At 38.1% G+C, this 17,019-nt stretch carries 17 protein-coding genes; 16 read left to right on the top strand and 1 reads right to left on the bottom strand.

What is annotated here, in order from left to right; all coding sequences use genetic code 11:
* Window positions 1–12: 12 nt before the first annotated feature.
* The 16 genes from rnz to H346_RS0102200 all read left to right on the top strand — a co-directional run bounded on the left by rnz (window position 13) and on the right by H346_RS0102200 (window position 15,272).
* The gene (rnz, locus tag H346_RS0102275; RefSeq protein ID WP_027969657.1) at window positions 13–942 is read left to right on the top strand and encodes a ribonuclease Z; all 930 of its coding nucleotides are present in this window, start codon (window positions 13–15) and stop codon (window positions 940–942) included.
* Window positions 942–1,706, top strand: coding sequence for an SDR family NAD(P)-dependent oxidoreductase (locus tag H346_RS0102270; RefSeq protein ID WP_027969656.1), 765 nt, complete (start codon window positions 942–944; stop codon window positions 1,704–1,706). The genes rnz and H346_RS0102270 overlap by 1 nt, the downstream gene beginning before the upstream one ends.
* A complete protein-coding gene (gene recJ, locus H346_RS0102265; RefSeq protein WP_027969655.1) occupies window positions 1,703–3,922 on the top strand; it encodes a single-stranded-DNA-specific exonuclease RecJ in 2,220 nt (739 codons plus the stop codon). Before H346_RS0102270 ends, recJ begins: the two co-directional genes overlap by 4 nt.
* A 134-nt stretch (window positions 3,923–4,056) precedes the next feature.
* Complete coding sequence (locus H346_RS0102260; RefSeq protein WP_027969654.1) at window positions 4,057–4,575, top strand: adenine phosphoribosyltransferase; 519 nt, start codon at window positions 4,057–4,059, stop codon at window positions 4,573–4,575.
* A gap of 62 nt (window positions 4,576–4,637) precedes the next feature.
* Window positions 4,638–5,318 (top strand): DnaD domain-containing protein, encoded by a 681-nt coding sequence (locus H346_RS0102255; RefSeq protein ID WP_027969653.1) that lies wholly within the window; start codon window positions 4,638–4,640, stop codon window positions 5,316–5,318.
* Entirely contained in the window at window positions 5,318–5,974 is a 657-nt protein-coding gene (gene nth, locus H346_RS0102250) for an endonuclease III (protein WP_027969652.1), read from the top strand. The genes H346_RS0102255 and nth overlap by 1 nt, the downstream gene beginning before the upstream one ends.
* A gap of 67 nt (window positions 5,975–6,041) precedes the next feature.
* On the top strand, window positions 6,042–6,728 hold the full coding sequence (locus tag H346_RS0102245) for a tRNA (adenine(22)-N(1))-methyltransferase (protein ID WP_027969651.1): 687 nt from the start codon (window positions 6,042–6,044) through the stop codon (window positions 6,726–6,728).
* The gene (locus H346_RS0102240) at window positions 6,718–7,509 is read left to right on the top strand and encodes a Nif3-like dinuclear metal center hexameric protein (protein WP_027969650.1); all 792 of its coding nucleotides are present in this window, start codon (window positions 6,718–6,720) and stop codon (window positions 7,507–7,509) included. The genes H346_RS0102245 and H346_RS0102240 overlap by 11 nt, the downstream gene beginning before the upstream one ends.
* 17 nt (window positions 7,510–7,526) lie before the next feature.
* Window positions 7,527–8,348 (top strand): ZIP family metal transporter, encoded by an 822-nt coding sequence (locus tag H346_RS0102235; protein ID WP_027969649.1) that lies wholly within the window; start codon window positions 7,527–7,529, stop codon window positions 8,346–8,348.
* Between the two features lie 10 nt (window positions 8,349–8,358).
* The gene (locus tag H346_RS0102230) at window positions 8,359–9,465 is read left to right on the top strand and encodes an NAD(P)/FAD-dependent oxidoreductase (protein ID WP_027969648.1); all 1,107 of its coding nucleotides are present in this window, start codon (window positions 8,359–8,361) and stop codon (window positions 9,463–9,465) included.
* Between the two features lie 57 nt (window positions 9,466–9,522).
* A complete protein-coding gene (rfbA, locus tag H346_RS0102225; protein ID WP_027969647.1) occupies window positions 9,523–10,392 on the top strand; it encodes a glucose-1-phosphate thymidylyltransferase RfbA in 870 nt (289 codons plus the stop codon).
* Window positions 10,392–10,985 carry a dTDP-4-dehydrorhamnose 3,5-epimerase family protein gene (locus H346_RS0102220; protein WP_027969646.1) on the top strand — a complete coding sequence of 198 codons (594 nt, stop codon included), beginning with the start codon at window positions 10,392–10,394 and terminating at the stop codon, window positions 10,983–10,985. Before rfbA ends, H346_RS0102220 begins: the two co-directional genes overlap by 1 nt.
* Window positions 10,986–11,076: 91 nt before the next feature.
* Window positions 11,077–12,117 carry a dTDP-glucose 4,6-dehydratase gene (rfbB, locus tag H346_RS0102215; protein ID WP_027969645.1) on the top strand — a complete coding sequence of 347 codons (1,041 nt, stop codon included), beginning with the start codon at window positions 11,077–11,079 and terminating at the stop codon, window positions 12,115–12,117.
* Between the two features lie 217 nt (window positions 12,118–12,334).
* A complete protein-coding gene (locus H346_RS0102210) occupies window positions 12,335–12,811 on the top strand; it encodes an NUDIX hydrolase (RefSeq protein ID WP_027969644.1) in 477 nt (158 codons plus the stop codon).
* 54 nt (window positions 12,812–12,865) lie between these two features.
* Window positions 12,866–14,047: an AI-2E family transporter gene (locus H346_RS0102205; RefSeq protein WP_027969643.1), complete on the top strand. Its 1,182-nt coding sequence runs from the start codon at window positions 12,866–12,868 to the stop codon at window positions 14,045–14,047.
* Window positions 14,037–15,272 (top strand): tetratricopeptide repeat protein, encoded by a 1,236-nt coding sequence (locus H346_RS0102200; protein ID WP_027969642.1) that lies wholly within the window; start codon window positions 14,037–14,039, stop codon window positions 15,270–15,272. The genes H346_RS0102205 and H346_RS0102200 overlap by 11 nt, the downstream gene beginning before the upstream one ends.
* Before the next feature lie 81 nt (window positions 15,273–15,353).
* On the opposite strand, the gene H346_RS0102195 is transcribed toward H346_RS0102200, so the two are convergent.
* The gene (locus H346_RS0102195; protein ID WP_027969641.1) at window positions 15,354–17,006 is read right to left on the bottom strand and encodes an Rqc2 family fibronectin-binding protein; all 1,653 of its coding nucleotides are present in this window, start codon (window positions 17,004–17,006) and stop codon (window positions 15,354–15,356) included.
* Window positions 17,007–17,019: the final 13 nt, after the last annotated feature.

Below are 17,019 nucleotides of genomic sequence, written 5' to 3'. Positions count from 1 at the left end.
AGAATAGACTGTATGGAATTACAATTTTTAGGGACAGGGGCTGGTCAGCCGGCCAAACAACGAAATGTATCAAGTTTAGTGTTAAAACTATTAGACGAAATCAACGAAGTTTGGATGTTTGATTGTGGCGAAGGTACCCAAAGACAAATTTTAGAAACAACCATTAAACCTCGTAAAATAAAAAAGATTTTTATTACCCATTTACACGGTGACCATATTTTTGGCTTGCCTGGCTTTTTGGCTAGTCGGGCATTCCAAGCCAGTGAGGAACAAACAGACCTTGATATTTATGGACCTGTTGGGATTAAATCCTATGTTCTAACCAGCTTAAAAATTTCTGGTTCTCGCCTGCCTTATAAGATTCATTTTCACGAATTTGATGAAAAATCGTTAGGTAAAATCATGGAAACAGACAAATTTTTAGTCTATGCTGAACGCTTGGCACATACCATCTTTTGTATGGGTTACCGAGTGGTTCAAAAAGATCTTGAAGGTACTTTGGATGCTGAAGCCTTGAAAGCAGTAGGGGTTCCTTTTGGTCCACTGTTTGGAAAAATTAAAAATGGGCAAAACATTACGCTTGAGGATGGCACCATTATTTATGCTAAAGATTTTATTTCAGCCCCTAAAAAAGGAAAAATTATTACCATTATTGGTGATACACGAAAAACATCTGCTAGTGTCAAGCTGGCTCAAGATGCGGATGTGTTAATCCATGAATCAACCTATGGTAAAGGTGATGAGCGCATTGCTCGCAACCATGGGCATTCAACCAACATGCAAGCCGCACAAATTGCTCATGATGCTGGCGCAAAGCGTCTTTTACTTAACCATGTTTCTGCACGTTTTTTAGGGCGTGATTGCCGCCAAATGGAAAAAGATGCCGCTACTATTTTTGAAAATGTTAAGGTCGTACGAGACTTAGAGGAAGTGATCATTTAATGGCACAAAGAATAATTGTTATCACAGGAGCTTCGGGGGGTCTTGCACAAGCAATTGTTAAGCAATTACCCAAGGAAGATAACCTGGTTCTATTAGGACGTAACAAAGAGCGTCTAGAACACTGTTACCGTCATATTGACAACAAAGTGTGTTTTGAACTGGATATTACAAATCCAATTGCGATTGAAGAAATGGTCAACCAGATTTATCAGAGTTATGGGCGAATAGATGTTTTGATTAATAACGCTGGCTATGGGGCTTTCAAGACTTTTGATGACTTTTCAGCTACAGAAATAGCGGACATGTTTCAAGTCAATAGCCTAGCTAGCATTCATTTTGCTCGCTTAGTTGGACAAAAAATGGCAGAGCAAGGGCAAGGACACCTCATTACCATTGCCTCGATGGCAGGTTTGATAGCATCTGTTAAATCAAGTGTTTATTCTGCAAGCAAGTTTGCCCTTATCGGTTTTTCTAATGCTCTTCGCTTGGAGTTGGCGGATAAGGGTGTTTATGTCACCACCGTGAATCCAGGTCCCATTGCCACCAAGTTTTTTGAGCAGGCAGATCCGTTTGGAAATTATTTGGCAAGTGTTGCTAAATTTACGCTACAGGCCGATCAGGTTGCCAGACGCATTGCTTCAATCATTGGAAAAAATAAACGAGAACTGAACTTGCCAGTTAGCTTAGCAGCAATCCATAAGTTTTATGTTCTTTTTCCAAAATTATCTGATTATCTCGCAAGAAAGGTATTTAATTATAAATGATTAAATCCAAATATAACTGGAACATAGAGGAAAAAAAAACAAATGATGGCTTCTTTAAGTTAGCAAAAACCAAAGGTCTTACAAAGTTAGCAGCCCAAATTATTTATGACCGTGGGATTGTCACGGAAAAAGCTTTGGACGACTTTTTGACAGCTGATTTATCCCAATTACATGATCCTTATTTGCTCCATGACATGGAAAAAGCTGTGCTAAGGATTCGCGAAGCCATTGAAACCGGAGAACAAATCCTTATTTATGGTGATTATGATGCAGATGGAATGACTTCTGCAGCTATTATCAAAGAAACTCTTGATATGCTGGGAGCAGAGCCTTTGGTTTATCTCCCTAATCGTTTTACTGATGGTTATGGCCCTAACCAGAGTGTTTACAAATACTTTATTGAACAAGAAGCGGTGTCCTTGATTATCACAGTTGATAATGGTGTGTCAGGGCATGAAGCCATTAGTTATGCGCAAGCACAAGGTGTTGATGTTGTGGTGACTGACCACCATAGCCTTCCTAAAGAATTGCCAAAGGCTTATGCGATTATTCACCCAGAGCACCCTGATGCGGATTACCCATTCAAACAGTTAGCAGGGTGCGGTGTTGCTTTTAAATTGGCAACAGCACTTTTGGAAACGATTCCCATGGAATGTTTAGATTTAGTAGCCATTGGAACTATCGCTGATATGGTCAGTTTAACAGATGAAAATCGTGTCTTGGTAAAAAATGGACTCAGGATATTAAAACACACTGAACGTGTTGGCTTGCAAGAATTGATGACTTTATCCAACATTGATACAGAACACTTTAATGAAGAGATGGTTGGTTTTCAAATTGCTCCTCAGTTAAATGCTTTAGGACGTTTAGATGATCCTAATCCTGCTATTGAGTTATTAACAGGTTTTGATGATCAAGAAGCCCAAAGCATTGCTTTAATGATTAAGGAAAAAAATGATGAGCGCAAAGGCTTGGTTCAAGACATCTTTAATCAAGCCATGGTCATGGTTGATCCCAACAAGCCAGTTCAAGTTTTGGCGCAGGCAGGCTGGCATCCGGGTGTTTTAGGTATTGTGGCTGGTCGAATTATGGAAGAAATTGGGCAAACTGTTGTGGTTTTAGCTATTGATAATGGCTTTGCAAAAGGGTCTGCTAGAAGTTTAGAAGCCGTTAATATTTTTGAGGCTTTAAATGGACAACGTGACTTATTTACTGCCTTTGGAGGACATGCTAGTGCAGCAGGAATGACCTTACCAGTTGACAACTTAGAAGCCTTGTCAGATCTGCTCTGTCAGTTTGTATTAGAACGTGGGCTTGATCAGACTGCTAAAAATACGCTTCAGATTGATGAGAAGTTAAATTTTGAGGAGTTAAGTCTTGAAACTTTAAAAAGTTTGGAAAAACTAGCTCCATATGGTATGGACCACCCTAAACCTATTTTTTACTTAGATGACATCAATGTTCGGCAAGCGAGAACAATGGGGCAAGAACAGGAGCACCTCAAATTTAAAGTGAAAAAGGGGATTGCTGAGATTGATGTGCTAGCCTTTGGACGTGGTGCTCAGCTACAAGAATTTCAACAGGCAAGTGGCTTAGAATTAGCAGTAACCTTATCAGTTAATCGTTGGAACGGCAATACTAGTATTCAATTAATGTTAGTAGATGCCCGAGTTGAAGGGGTACAGTTGTTTGATATCCGATCAAAAACAGCCAAACTGCCTATTGGTATTCCAAGCATTGAGGAAGAACCTGAAGCAAATGTTATTCTTGTCAATGAGATTCCTGAAAATTTTAAAGATTGGCAGAGTTTGTTTATTAATAAGGAATTTGAAGCCATTTACTTTAAAAATAACATCAAAAACCCTTACTACCTAACTGGTTTTGGGAGTAGAGAACAATTTGCCAAACTCTACAAAACCATTTATCAGTTTCCTGAATTGGACTTACGTCACAAATTAACTGATCTTAGCCATTACTTAAAGATTGAGAAGATTCTATTGGTTAAATTGATCCAAATTTTTGATGAATTAGGCTTTGTCACCATTCATGATGGGCTAATGACGGTTAATCCAAATGTACAAAAACGAGATATTTCTGAAAGTCAAATTTATCAAGACTTAAAAGCCTTAGTCAAATTCCAAGAAATGATGGCTTTAGCAAATCCTCAGGAAATCTATGCTTATTTAACCAATCAGAAAGAACAATCAGAAACGTAGAAAAGGCTTAGAGTAAAACGAACAGGTCATTGTTTGATGGTTTTATCAAAAGTCCTATTTTACGACAAAACCATTTTGTGATATAATGAAGCGTATTTTATTTTTTGGCAGATTGCCATTAGAAAGAATTGATTATGGATTTAACAAATTACATTGCATCTATTGAAAATTACCCTAAAGACGGTATTATTTTTCGTGATATTTCACCTTTAATGGCTGACGGTAAAGCTTACAGCTATGCCATTCGAGAAATTGCGCAGTACGCTTGCGACAAAGGGATTGATATGATTGTTGGTCCTGAAGCGCGAGGTTTCATCATTGGTTGTCCTGTCGCTGTTGAACTTGGTATTGGTTTTGCCCCAGTTCGCAAACCAGGCAAATTACCAAGAGATGTAGTATCCGCAGATTATGAAAAAGAGTATGGTCTTGATACTTTAACAATGCATGCTGATGCGATCAAACCGGGGCAACGTGTTCTGATTGTTGATGACTTATTAGCAACAGGTGGAACAGTAAAGGCTACTATTGACATGGTTGAAAAACTTGGTGGTATTATTGCAGGTTGTGCCTTCCTCATTGAATTGGATGGTTTAAACGGGCGTAAGGCTATCGGCAACTACGATTGTAAAGTTCTTATGCAATTTCCTAGCTAAGTCATTGGCTGTCAAAAAGTGCTGATAGAAGAATTGAGTACATTCAGCTTGATAGAGGGATTATGAGTTTTTTAGAACATTATAAGTCAGGTAACTTGGTTCTTCCAAGTGCCTTGCTTTTTCATTACAAAGATATTTTTAAGAGCACAGATGATTTTTTAGTCTGGCAATTTTTCTATCTTCAAAATACAACAAAACGAGACGATTTGGCACCAAGTCAAATTGCGAATGCTCTTGGAAAGTCAGTGGCAGATATTAACAAGATCATCTCTTCTTTGACTAGCCAAGATCTCTTGGATATGAAAACCATTGAATTAGCTGGTGAGATTGAGATTATTTTTGATGCTAGTCCGGTCCTAGTCAAATTAGATCATCTACTGGCAAGTCAGGTTCAAGAAGAACTTGATACGGCTACAGAACAAAATGTATTTAAGGGATTAGTTGGCGAATTTGAGCGAGAATTAGGTCGATTTTTGAGTCCATTTGAACTTGAAGATTTAGAGAAAACACTTCGTGAGGATAAGACTGATCCTGAATTGATTCGAGAAGCTTTAAAAGAAGCTGTTTTCAATGGCAAAACGAATTGGAAGTATATCCAGGCTATTTTAAGAAATTGGCGTAAGGAGGGGATTGTCAACCGTCGACAAGTAGAAGAGCATAAGCGAGTAAGAGAAACTAGCAGTTCTTCTAATGTAACAGTATCGGATGATTTTCTGGCTGCGATGGATCTTTGGAGTGACTAATGAGAATAGGAAAAGAACGTTTGCGTCAGGTTCTGGCATTGATTGCTGATATGTTTCCTGAAGCAAAAGGTGAACTGGACTGGCAAACCCCTTTTCAACTCTTAATTGCAGTGATTTTATCTGCTCAAACAACAGATAAGGCTGTCAATAAAGTAACACCTGCTTTGTGGGAAAGATACCCTAAAATTGAGGATTTAGCATCAGCCAATCTAACAGATGTCGAAAATTATTTACGTACTATAGGGCTTTATAAAAATAAGGCTAAGAATATTATCAAAACGGCTCAGGCTATTTTAGTCGATTTTAAAGGTCAAGTTCCTAAAACCCATAAAGAATTAGAGTCCTTATCAGGTGTGGGCCATAAAACCGCTAATGTGGTCTTGGCAGAGGTGTACGGTGTTCCTACGATTGCCGTTGATACCCATGTGACAAGAGTTTCCAAGCGTTTAAATATTTCAGCACCGGATGCTGATGTGACCGAAATTGAGCAAGATTTAATGAAGAAAATCCCTAAAAAAGACTGGATTATTACCCATCATCGTTTCATTTTTTTCGGTCGCTACCATTGTTTGGCTAAGAATCCCAAGTGTGCCATTTGTCCTGTTCAGAGTTATTGCAAATACTATAGAGATACTCAGAAAAAATCGAAAACCTAAATTTGGTTTTCTTTTTTTGTTACAATTTTGTTATAATAAAAGCATTACGATTTAGAAAGACATCATAATGGAAAGTCATTTATCAAACCGCTTAGCTCAAGTTGCTGCTTATGTTCCTAGAGGGGCAAAACTCTTGGATGTGGGAAGTGATCATGCTTATTTACCTATTTTTTTAATAACTCAGAGAATCATTTCAGCAGCCGTTGCTGGAGAAGTGGTTAGAGGTCCGTATGAATCAGCTCTTAAAAATATCAGTCAGTCAGGTTTGTCAAAACACATTGATGTGCGCCTAGCTAACGGTCTTGCAGCCATCGCACCGACAGATCAGATAACAGCAATTACTATTTGTGGTATGGGTGGGCGTTTGATTACCGAGATTTTAGAAGCTGGTAAGGATAGACTGCAGGGTGTGAGACGTTTAATTTTGCAGCCCAATAACCGTGAAGACGACCTACGGGCTTGGCTATCGGCTAATACTTTTCAGATTGTTTCAGAAGCTATTGTAGCAGAAAATGATAAATACTATGAGATTATTGTAGCAGAGCCGGGTTTTCAAGACTTATCAGCTAATGAGTTACGTTTTGGACCATTCTTATCTCAGGAACAATCAGCTATTTTTGTCACTAAGTGGCAACGTGAAATGGATAAATTATGCTATGCCTTGTCTTGTGTACCTGAAGCCAATCAAAAAGATCGCATAGCTATTTCTCAAAAAATTAAGCAAATAAAGGAGGTTATCCCCCATGAAAGTTAAAACCCTAATTGCTGCCTATGAAGCTTTTTGTCCTTCAGAACTATCTATGGATGGGGATGTTTGTGGTCTTCAGGTTGGTAGTCTGGATAAAGAAATTCAAAAAGTTATGGTAACCCTAGATATCCGTGAAAATACAATTGCAGAAGCGGTGGCGGCTGGTGTTGATTTAATTATTACTAAGCATGCGCCTATTTATAAAAAAGGGATCATGGATTTGGTATCATCACCCCAGCGTGATATTCTTCTTAATTTGGTTAAGCATGATATTGCGGTTTATGTTAGTCACACGAATATTGATATTGTTCAAGGAGGTTTAAATGACTGGTTTTGTGATCTTCTTGGTATCAAAGAAACCGAGATTTTATCTGAAACGTGTGATGGCTTTGGGTGTGGTCGTATTGGAATCATTGAGGAGCAGTCCATTGAAGATTTGGCATTAAAAATAAAAGCCATTTTCGGACTAGATGCGGTCCGTTTAGTTCGTTACGGGAACGATAACCCTGTGGTTTCAAAGATCGCTATTTGTGGTGGCAGCGGTACTGACTATTACCAAGCAGCTTTGCAAAAAGGGGCAGAGGTTTATATTACAGGTGATATTTGCTATCATACGGCACAAGAAATGTTGACGGAAGGGTTGTTGGGGATTGATCCAGGTCACCATATTGAAGTGCTTTTTACTGAAAAAATAAGGGAAAAATTACAAGCATGGAAGAAAGAGCAAGGGTGGGATGTCACCATTATAAAGAGTGATGTCTCAACCAATCCTTTTAGCCATTTGTAGGAGATTGAGGGATTAACATGGATTGGCTCTTATCACAGAACCTAGTGTTATTAGCGTTTTTAGCTGGATTATTTACGTGGGGATGTACGATGATTGGTGCGGCTATTGTTTTCTTTTTTAAAACGATTAGCCGTAAGTTATTGGATATTATGATGGGCTTTGCAGCAGGTGTGATGATTGCAGCCTCTTTTTGGTCTCTGTTAGAACCTTCTATTGCTTATGCTAAGGCTAATGGTCGTATTTGGTCATGGTTTCCAGCAGCAGTTGGATTTTTACTTGGTGGTCTCTTTATTAGGGCTATTGATGCCATGGTTCCTCATTTGCATTTGGATAAGGATGTGTCTGATGTGGAAGGATTGCAACCACCCAAAAAATTATCGAAAACAACTCTTTTGTTTTTGGCCATTACCATTCACAATATTCCAGAAGGATTGGCAGTTGGTGTTACTTTTGGTGCCTTAGCTTATGGTAAAGTATCCACTTCGGCACTTCTGGGTGCCTTAGGGCTTGCTATTGGAATCGGTTTACAAAATATTCCAGAAGGTGCTGCGCTATCTATCCCTATTCGAGCAGATGGTAGTTCCCGTTTAAGGGCATTTTGTTGGGGAGCTATGTCTGCTATTGTGGAGCCAGTTGGAGCTGTGCTTGGAGCAGCATTGGTTTTATTGATGCTACCAATATTACCCTATGCCTTATCTTTTGCAGCTGGGGCAATGATTTTTGTGGTGGTGGAAGAATTAATTCCAGAGTCACAGACGAATGGAAACACAGATGTGGCTACTCTAGGCTTGATGTTAGGGTTTGTCATTATGATGATTATGGATGTTGCTCTAGGATAGGACAATAAAAATGAAAATTGCTATTATTGGGGCTGGGATTGTAGGATCAACTGCTGCTTATTATTTACGGAAATACAATCAAGAAGAGGTTATTATTTTTGATTACGGTCAAGGACAAGCCACAAAAGCAGCTGCTGGAATAATTAGTCCTTGGTTTTCAAAACGACGGAACAAGACTTGGTATCGTATGGCACGGCTAGGAGCTGACTTTTATCAGCAATTAGTCAGTGATTTACAAGTAGATGGTTTTACGGCAGATTTTTACCAACAAAATGGTATTTATTTGTTGAAAAAGAATGAAGATAAGCTAGAAAGTCTTTACCAACTTGCGCTAGCAAGAAAAAGTGAGTCGCCTCTAATGGGTCATTTAGAGATAAAAAACATCAAGGAGGTGCAAAGAAACTTTCCGGAACTGGCTGGTTTTGAAACCTGTTTATACGCTTCTGGGGCAGCTCGAGTTGAGGGAGCTTCATTATGTGAGACTTTGCTCAAGGCTAGTGGTTATCAGGTGGTTAGGCAAAAGGTTAGTCTGAAAAAAATGGGAAACGGTTACGAGATTGCTGGGAATTACTTTGATCAAGTGATTCTAGCCGTAGGTGCTTGGTTACCTGAATTATTAAATCCCTTGGGGTATAAGGTTGATGTGCGCCCCCAAAAGGGGCAATTAATTGATTATTACTTTACTGATTGGGATAGTGACACCTATCCTGTGGTTATGCCAGAAGGCGAATTGGATCTTATTCCTTTTAAACAAGGCAGACTCTCTGTCGGTGCCAGCCACGAAAATGATAAAGGATATGACCTTGAGCCAGAACCAACTGTTTTAAATCAGCTAGAACAAGAAGCACTAGCCTATTTCCCAAAATTAAAAGAAGCCAAAGAAAAATCTTACCGTATAGGTATTCGTGCTTATACCAGTGATTTTTCTCCTTTCTATGGGCAGGTTTCAGGTTTAGACAAGCTTTATGTGGCTAGTGGGCTTGGCTCATCAGGATTAACAGTTGGTCCTTTGATTGCTTATGAATTGGTTAGCCTTTTGTTAGGCAGACAAATGAGGCTAGATTCTAGTTATTATTCTACTACCAACTACCTTTTTAGGATTAAAGGTAAAGAGTGACACTGCTTTTAAAAAATGGTAAAATAAGGTGGTATAAATCAGAATAGGAGCTCTACTATGAAAGGTATTATTCTTGCCGGAGGGTCGGGGACACGCTTATACCCACTGACTCGTGCTGCATCAAAACAGTTGATGCCCATTTATGACAAGCCAATGATTTACTATCCTTTATCAACTTTGATGTTAGCAGGAATCAAGGAGATTTTAATTATTTCAACTCCTCAAGATCTTCCAAGATTCGAAGAATTATTAGGAGACGGTTCAGAATTTGGTATTCATTTGTCATACAAAGAGCAACCAAGTCCAGATGGTTTGGCTCAAGCCTTTATCATTGGTGAAGAGTTTATTGGTAATGATCGTGTGGCACTCATTTTGGGGGACAATATTTACCATGGTAATGGCTTGACAAAAATGCTGCAAAAAGCTGCTGCCAAAGAAAAAGGGGCGACGGTTTTTGGTTATCAGGTCAAAGATCCTGAGCGTTTTGGGGTGGTCGAATTTGACGATCAGATGAATGCCATTTCCATCGAAGAAAAACCAGAGGTGCCTAAGTCTCATTTTGCAGTAACAGGGCTTTATTTCTATGACAATGATGTGGTGGAAATTGCCAAAAATATTAAGCCAAGTGCACGTGGAGAACTTGAAATTACTGATGTTAATAAGGTTTACTTGGAACGTGGAGACCTATCTGTCGAATTAATGGGGCGTGGTTTTGCATGGTTGGACACAGGAACACACGAAAGTCTCCTTGAAGCAGCACAGTATATTGAGACTGTTCAGCGTTTGCAAAATGCTCAAGTGGCTAATCTTGAAGAAATTGCCTATCGCATGGGGTATATCACCAAAGAAGATGTTCATCATTTGGCCCAGTCATTGAAGAAAAATGAATACGGTCAATATTTGCTTCGTTTGATTGGAGAGGTTTAATGACAGAACAGTTTTTTGATAAAGAATTAGCATGCCGTGAAATTAAAGAAATTCCGGGTCTTTTAGAATTTGATATTCCAGTACGTGGGGATAACCGTGGCTGGTTTAAGGAGAATTTTCAAAAAGAAAAAATGCTACCAATTGGCTTTCCGGAAAGTTTTTTTGCCAAAGGAAAATTACAAAATAACATATCGTATTCTCGTAAGCATGTACTTCGTGGTCTTCATGCTGAGCCTTGGGACAAATACATTTCCGTTGCTGATGACGGTAAGGTTTTAGGATCATGGGTTGACCTTCGCGAAGGGGAAACCTTTGGAAATGTCTATCAGACGGTTATTGATGCTTCCAAAGGAATTTTTGTTCCTAGAGGGGTTGCTAATGGTTTTCAAGTCCTTTCAGATAAGGTTTCTTACAGTTACCTTGTCAATGATTATTGGGCGCTTGAATTAAAACCGAAGTATGCCTTTGTTAATTATGCCGATCCAAGTCTTGGCATTACGTGGGAAAATGTAAAAGAAGCAGAAGTTTCTGATGCCGATAAAAACCATCCAATGCTTAAAGAGGTAAAACCGTTTAAAGCAGAAGATTTGTAAGGAGAATACAACGAGCAAGTATCTCGTTTTATCATTTCTCACGATCTCAGTCGAATATCAAAAAGAAATAATTTTTCGGAGAAAACAAAAAATGTATAAAAACATTATCGTAACCGGAGGTGCAGGTTTCATTGGTTCAAACTTTGTGCACTACATCTACAACAATCATCCTGATGTCCATGTGACAGTTCTTGACAAACTCACTTATGCTGGTAATAAGGCTAATATTGAGTCCATTCTTGGAGATCGTGTGGAATTGGTTGTTGGTGACATTGCAGATGCTGACTTAGTTAATCATTTAGCTGCCAAGGCAGATGCGATTGTCCACTATGCAGCTGAAAGCCATAATGATAACTCGCTCAATGATCCAAGTCCGTTTGTCCATACGAACTTTGTTGGAACATTTACACTTTTGGAAGCAGCCCGTAAATACGATATTCGTTTTCACCATGTGTCAACTGATGAAGTTTATGGCGATCTTCCTCTTCGTGAAGATTTACCAGGTCATGGAGATGGTCCAGGAGAAAAATTTACTGCCGAAACCAATTATAATCCCAGTTCACCTTATTCATCAACCAAGGCTGCCTCAGACCTTATTGTAAAAGCTTGGGTACGTTCATTTGGTGTGAAAGCAACTATTTCAAATTGTTCAAACAATTATGGACCATACCAACATATTGAGAAGTTTATTCCTCGCCAAATCACTAATATCTTAGTTGGTATCAAACCGAAACTCTATGGTGAAGGGAAAAATGTTCGGGACTGGATCCACACCAATGACCATTCAACAGGTGTATGGGCGATTTTGACAAAAGGACGTATTGGTGAAACTTATCTTATAGGTGCTGACGGTGAAAAAAATAATAAAGAAGTCCTTGAGTTGATCCTTGAAAAAATGGGGCAACCAAAAGATGCCTACGACCATGTTACTGATCGTGCAGGTCATGATCTCCGTTACGCTATTGATTCGTCAAAATTACGTGAAGAACTTGGCTGGGAACCGCAATTCACCAATTTCTCAGAAGGTTTGGAGGATACTATTAAGTGGTATACTGATCATCATGACTGGTGGAAAGCTGAAAAAGAAGCTGTCGAAGCCAACTATGCCAAAACCCAAAAAGTCATTAAATAAAAGCGTAAAAGGCCTATTATATCAAGTATTTGAACTGATATAACAGGCTTTTTCCGTATTATTGGATTTTAGCCAGTTTCCTTATAGAGAAAATTATGACCAGCTGGTTAGATGGTGGTATGATTCATTTGCCTCAACATGCTTTTAAATCATAAAATGATAGCATATTTTCCAGAGATTGGTATAATAGAAGCAAAGATGGGAGGAAAAGTGATACATGACCCAATTAGCAACAATCTGTTATATTGATAATGGCGAAGCCTTATTATTATTGCATCGTAATAAAAAAGAAAATGATGTTCATGCCGGTAAATGGATTTCGGTTGGCGGGAAGTTAGAAGCTGGAGAAACACCGGATGACTGTGCTCGCCGTGAAATTTTAGAAGAGACGCACTTAACGGTTAAGGAAATGACCTTTAGGGGTATGATTACTTTTCCAGAATTTACTCCAGGACATGACTGGTATACCTATGTTTTTAAGGTGACAGCTTTTGAAGGAGAATTGATTTCAGATGAAGAATCCAGAGAAGGCACATTAGAATGGGTACCTTATGCACAAGTTTTAGAAAAACCAACTTGGGAAGGAGACTATGATATTTTTAAATGGATTTTAGAAGATCGCCCATTTTTCTCTGCCAAGTTTATTTACGATACTGATAATTGTCTCGTTGATAAGTCCGTCACCTTTTATTAATCATTTGGTATAGCACTCTCGTAGTCCCTTAAGTAAGAAAGGAAACTTATATTAATGCAACTAACACCCAAGATGCCTAAATCTGACAGTCTATTTTATAAGTGGTTTTTAAATAATCAGGCAGTTATGGCTCTTTTAATCACTCTTTTGGTCTTTTTGACAATTTTTGTTTTTACTAAAATTTCTTTTTTATTTGCCCCTGTGATTTCCTTTTTTGCGGTTATCATGTTACCCCTTGTTATTTCAACTATTCTCTATTACTTGACGAAGCCCTTGGTTGATGCTATTAGTCGTTTGGGATCAAGTCGAACAACAGCAATTATTATCGTTTTTAGTTTAATTACCTTTCTCTTTATTTGGGGCGTTTCAGGATTTATTCCAATGATTCAAACACAACTAACAAGTTTTATTGAAGATCTTCCAAAATATGTCGGTAAGGTCAACAAAGAAGCTAATAAGCTTCTTGAAAACGAATGGTTAATCAACTACAAGCCTCAATTACAGGATATGCTTGCTAGCGCAAGTCAAAAAGCCTTAGACTATGCTCAAAGCTTTTCTAAAAATGCTATCGATTGGGCAGGAAATTTTGCGGGAGCAGTTGCTCGCATTACCATTGCTATTATTATTTCGCCTTTTATTCTTTTTTATTTCTTACGTGATAGTGCTAAAATGAAGAACGGTTTGGTCAATGTTTTGCCAGTTAAATTCCGCTTACCAATGTCTCGTGTACTTGGTGATATTAATAAACAGCTATCTGGTTATGTTCAAGGTCAAGTAACTGTTGCCATTGTTGTCGGTTTTATGTTCTCAATTATGTTTAGTATTGTAGGACTTAACTATTCTATCACTTTTGGAATTATCGCTGGTTTTTTGAATATGATCCCTTATTTAGGAAGTTTTCTGGCAATGATTCCTGTTATTATTATGGGTCTGGTCCAAGGACCACTAATGTTGATTAAGGTGCTTCTTATTTTTATGATTGAACAAACCATTGAAGGACGTTTTGTAGCACCACTTGTTTTAGGAAATAAGCTGAGCATTCATCCAATTACCATCATGTTTTTGCTTTTGACAGCAGGGTCGATGTTCGGTGTTTGGGGAGTCTTTCTTGTTATTCCTATCTATGCCTCCGTTAAGGTTGTTATCAAAGAGTTATTTGACTGGTACAAGGGAGTTAGTGGCTTGTATAAAGAGGATGTTATAGTTCTTGAGGAGATTAAAAAAGATGTTGAATAGTGAAAAAATGATGGTTTCCTTGGATCAACAGGATTTAGTACAGGCCGAAAAACATTTTCAAAAAGCTCTTAAAGAAGATGATACAGATACCTTGATTGCTTTAGGTGACTATTTAGAAAACATAGGGTTTTTACCACATGCTAAGCGCATTTATTTGCAATTATGCGCTGATTATCCAGAGTTAAATATTAATTTGGCACAGATTGCTGCTGAAGATGGTGCTATTGAGGAAGCATTCTTGTATTTGGATAACATTCCAAAAGACAGCACAGACTATTTATCGGCACTTTTGGTTATGGCAGATCTTTACGATATGGAGGGGTTGACGGACGTCGCTCGTGAAAAATTACTGCAAGCAATAGCCATCAGTCAGGAACCTCTGATTATTTTTGGCTTGGCTGAGATTGATATGTCTTTGAATTATTTTAAAGAGGCCATTGACTACTATGCCAAATTAGATAATCGTCAGATTCTTGAAATGACCGGTATTTCAACATATCAACGTATTGGGCGTGCCTATGCTAGTTTAGGAAAATTTGAAGCAGCTATCTCATTTCTAGAAAAAGCAGTTGCGATTGAATACGAGGACGAAGCGGTTTTTGAATTAGCAACTATTTTATACGACCAAAAAGAGTATCAAAGAGCTAACCTTTACTTTAAGCATCTGGAAACCATGAATCCAAACTATCTCGGGTATGACTACCCTTATGCGTTAAGTCTCCATAAAGAGCATAAGATTGAAGAGGCTTTACGTTTGGTTCAACAAGGTCTTCGGAAAAATGCATTTGATAGTCACTTATTGCTTTTGGCATCACAACTTACTTATGAGTTGCATGATGTCAAGAGTTCGGAAAATTACCTTTTGCAAGCTAAAGAAGTGGCTGTTGATGATGACGAAATTCGCATGCGGCTAGCCACTCTTTATTTTGAGGCGGACCGTTTTGAGGAAGTGGTTGCTCTTGATCATGAAGATATTGACAATGTATTGACCAAATGGATGATTGCTAAGGCCTATCAGGCTTTGGAGCAAGAAGAAATTGCCTTATCTTTTTATGACAGTATTGCTAGTGATTTGAAAGAAAATCCAGAATTTTTACAGGATTATGCTTATCTTTTGAGAGAATTTGGTCAGTTTGACAAGGCTGCTCAAATGGTATCCGCATATCTTAAGCAAGTACCAGACGATGTTAACATGCAAGATTTTCTTGATGACATCAAATCGTAGTTACTTAATCAAAAAAAGTCCTCTTGTTAGAAATGTTTCCAATAAGAGAACTTTTTTAGTTTTGCCTTATGTTTAGGGGACTTATGACAGTTTCATAGATTGAATTTTTTCTTCATTTGGAGTAACACGCAGTGTCTTTTGCCCTGTGTAGGTCACAAATCCTGGTTTTGCACCGCTTGGTTTATGTAGTTTTTTGGCTTCAATCATGTCTACTTGAACGAGATTTGAAAATCTGCCTTTAGAATAATAAGCAGCTAATTCTGCGGCATCTGTTTTGACATTATCGCTTGGATTCAGATTATCTTTGATAATCACATGACTGCCCGGAATATCCTTAGCATGAAACCACAGTTCACCTTTCTTGGCGATTTTAAAGGTTAATTCTTCATTTTGGAGATTATTACGCCCAACCATCAGAATGGTTTTACCATCAGAAGCCAAATATTGTTTTGGTTTTTGACGCTTATGACGTTTATCCCGATTCCTATTTTTTAAAAAGCCTGCTTGAAATAACTCGTCACGAATGTCCTCAATATCTTCATGATTAGCCTGTGATAAGTTGTATTCGACGCTTTCAAAATAAGAAATACTTTGCTTAGTGTCAGTGATTAAACCAGATAAGTGCTTGACAGCCTCTTTTAATTTTTGATATTTTTTAAAATAACGCTGGGCATTTTGGTTAGGTGTCAAAGCTTTGTCTAAGGCAATATCAATTTTTTGTCCTGTATAATAATTATCCAAGGTCACCTTGTCTTGATTATTGGGGACAAGACTGAGAAATGTGGTTAATAATTCTCCTTTTTGACGAAAGACTTCTGCATTTTCAGTGGCTAATAACTCGGCTTCTTGTTTAAGGAGTTTGTTGCGATTTTTTTCCAATTCATTTTGAACACGATGAATGAGATCACTTGCTTGTTGGTTAATGCGATCTCGCTCAGCCTTATCTTGGTAAAAAACATCAAGCATTTCAGAAAGTGTGTCAAATTTGCCTTGACTGTTAGAAAAAGCAATAGGAGCAAAAGAAGTTACCGTCAGTGTTGCTTGTGTGGGCTTAGCAAAAAAGGCTCGGAAATGTTTTAACTTGTCAGTTGTGAGACTTTCAGAAAGTTCTTTAGCAGTGTCTCTTCCTAAACCTTGGAAGTGTTTTTGTAGATTTCTGACAGATAATTCTTGGGTTTGAAGCATTTCAAATAATTGCAAGTCTGAGATGTTAAAAGGATTAGCAACTCCTGTTTTAGGCGGTTCAATGTAAGTAGAACCTGGTAAGATCGTTCGGTAAGAATTTTGAGAGAATCCCACATGTTTAATGGATTCAATGATTCTATTTTCAGAACGGTCAACAAGCATAATATTACTGTGTTTGCCCATGATTTCAATAATCAAGGTGGTTTGGATAGTATCACCGATCTCATTTTTATTGGAGATTTTCATTTCGACAATACGATCATTCTCAATTTGTTCAAACTGTTCAATGACAGCTCCTTGAAGATATTTTCGCATAATCATGGTAAAGGTATTTGGCACCTGTGGGTTTTGAAATTCCGCTTGAGTGATTTGAATGCGACTAAAAACAGGATGAGCAGATAGTAGTAATTTATAGTTTTGGCGATTATTCCGAATGGTCAGAACAAGTTCTTGCTCAAAGGGTTGGTTGACTTTTTGAATGCGACCATAGAGTAAAACATCCTTGAGTTCCCTGGTTAAATGATGTAAGAAAAAGCCGTCAAAAGACATGGTTTCTCCTTTC

It is taken from the genome of Streptococcus castoreus DSM 17536 (genome assembly GCF_000425025.1).
GTDB lineage: Bacteria > Bacillota > Bacilli > Lactobacillales > Streptococcaceae > Streptococcus > Streptococcus castoreus.
Note: the sequence above shows the minus strand (reverse complement) of the source record. Positions and strands in the feature narration are given on the sequence as shown.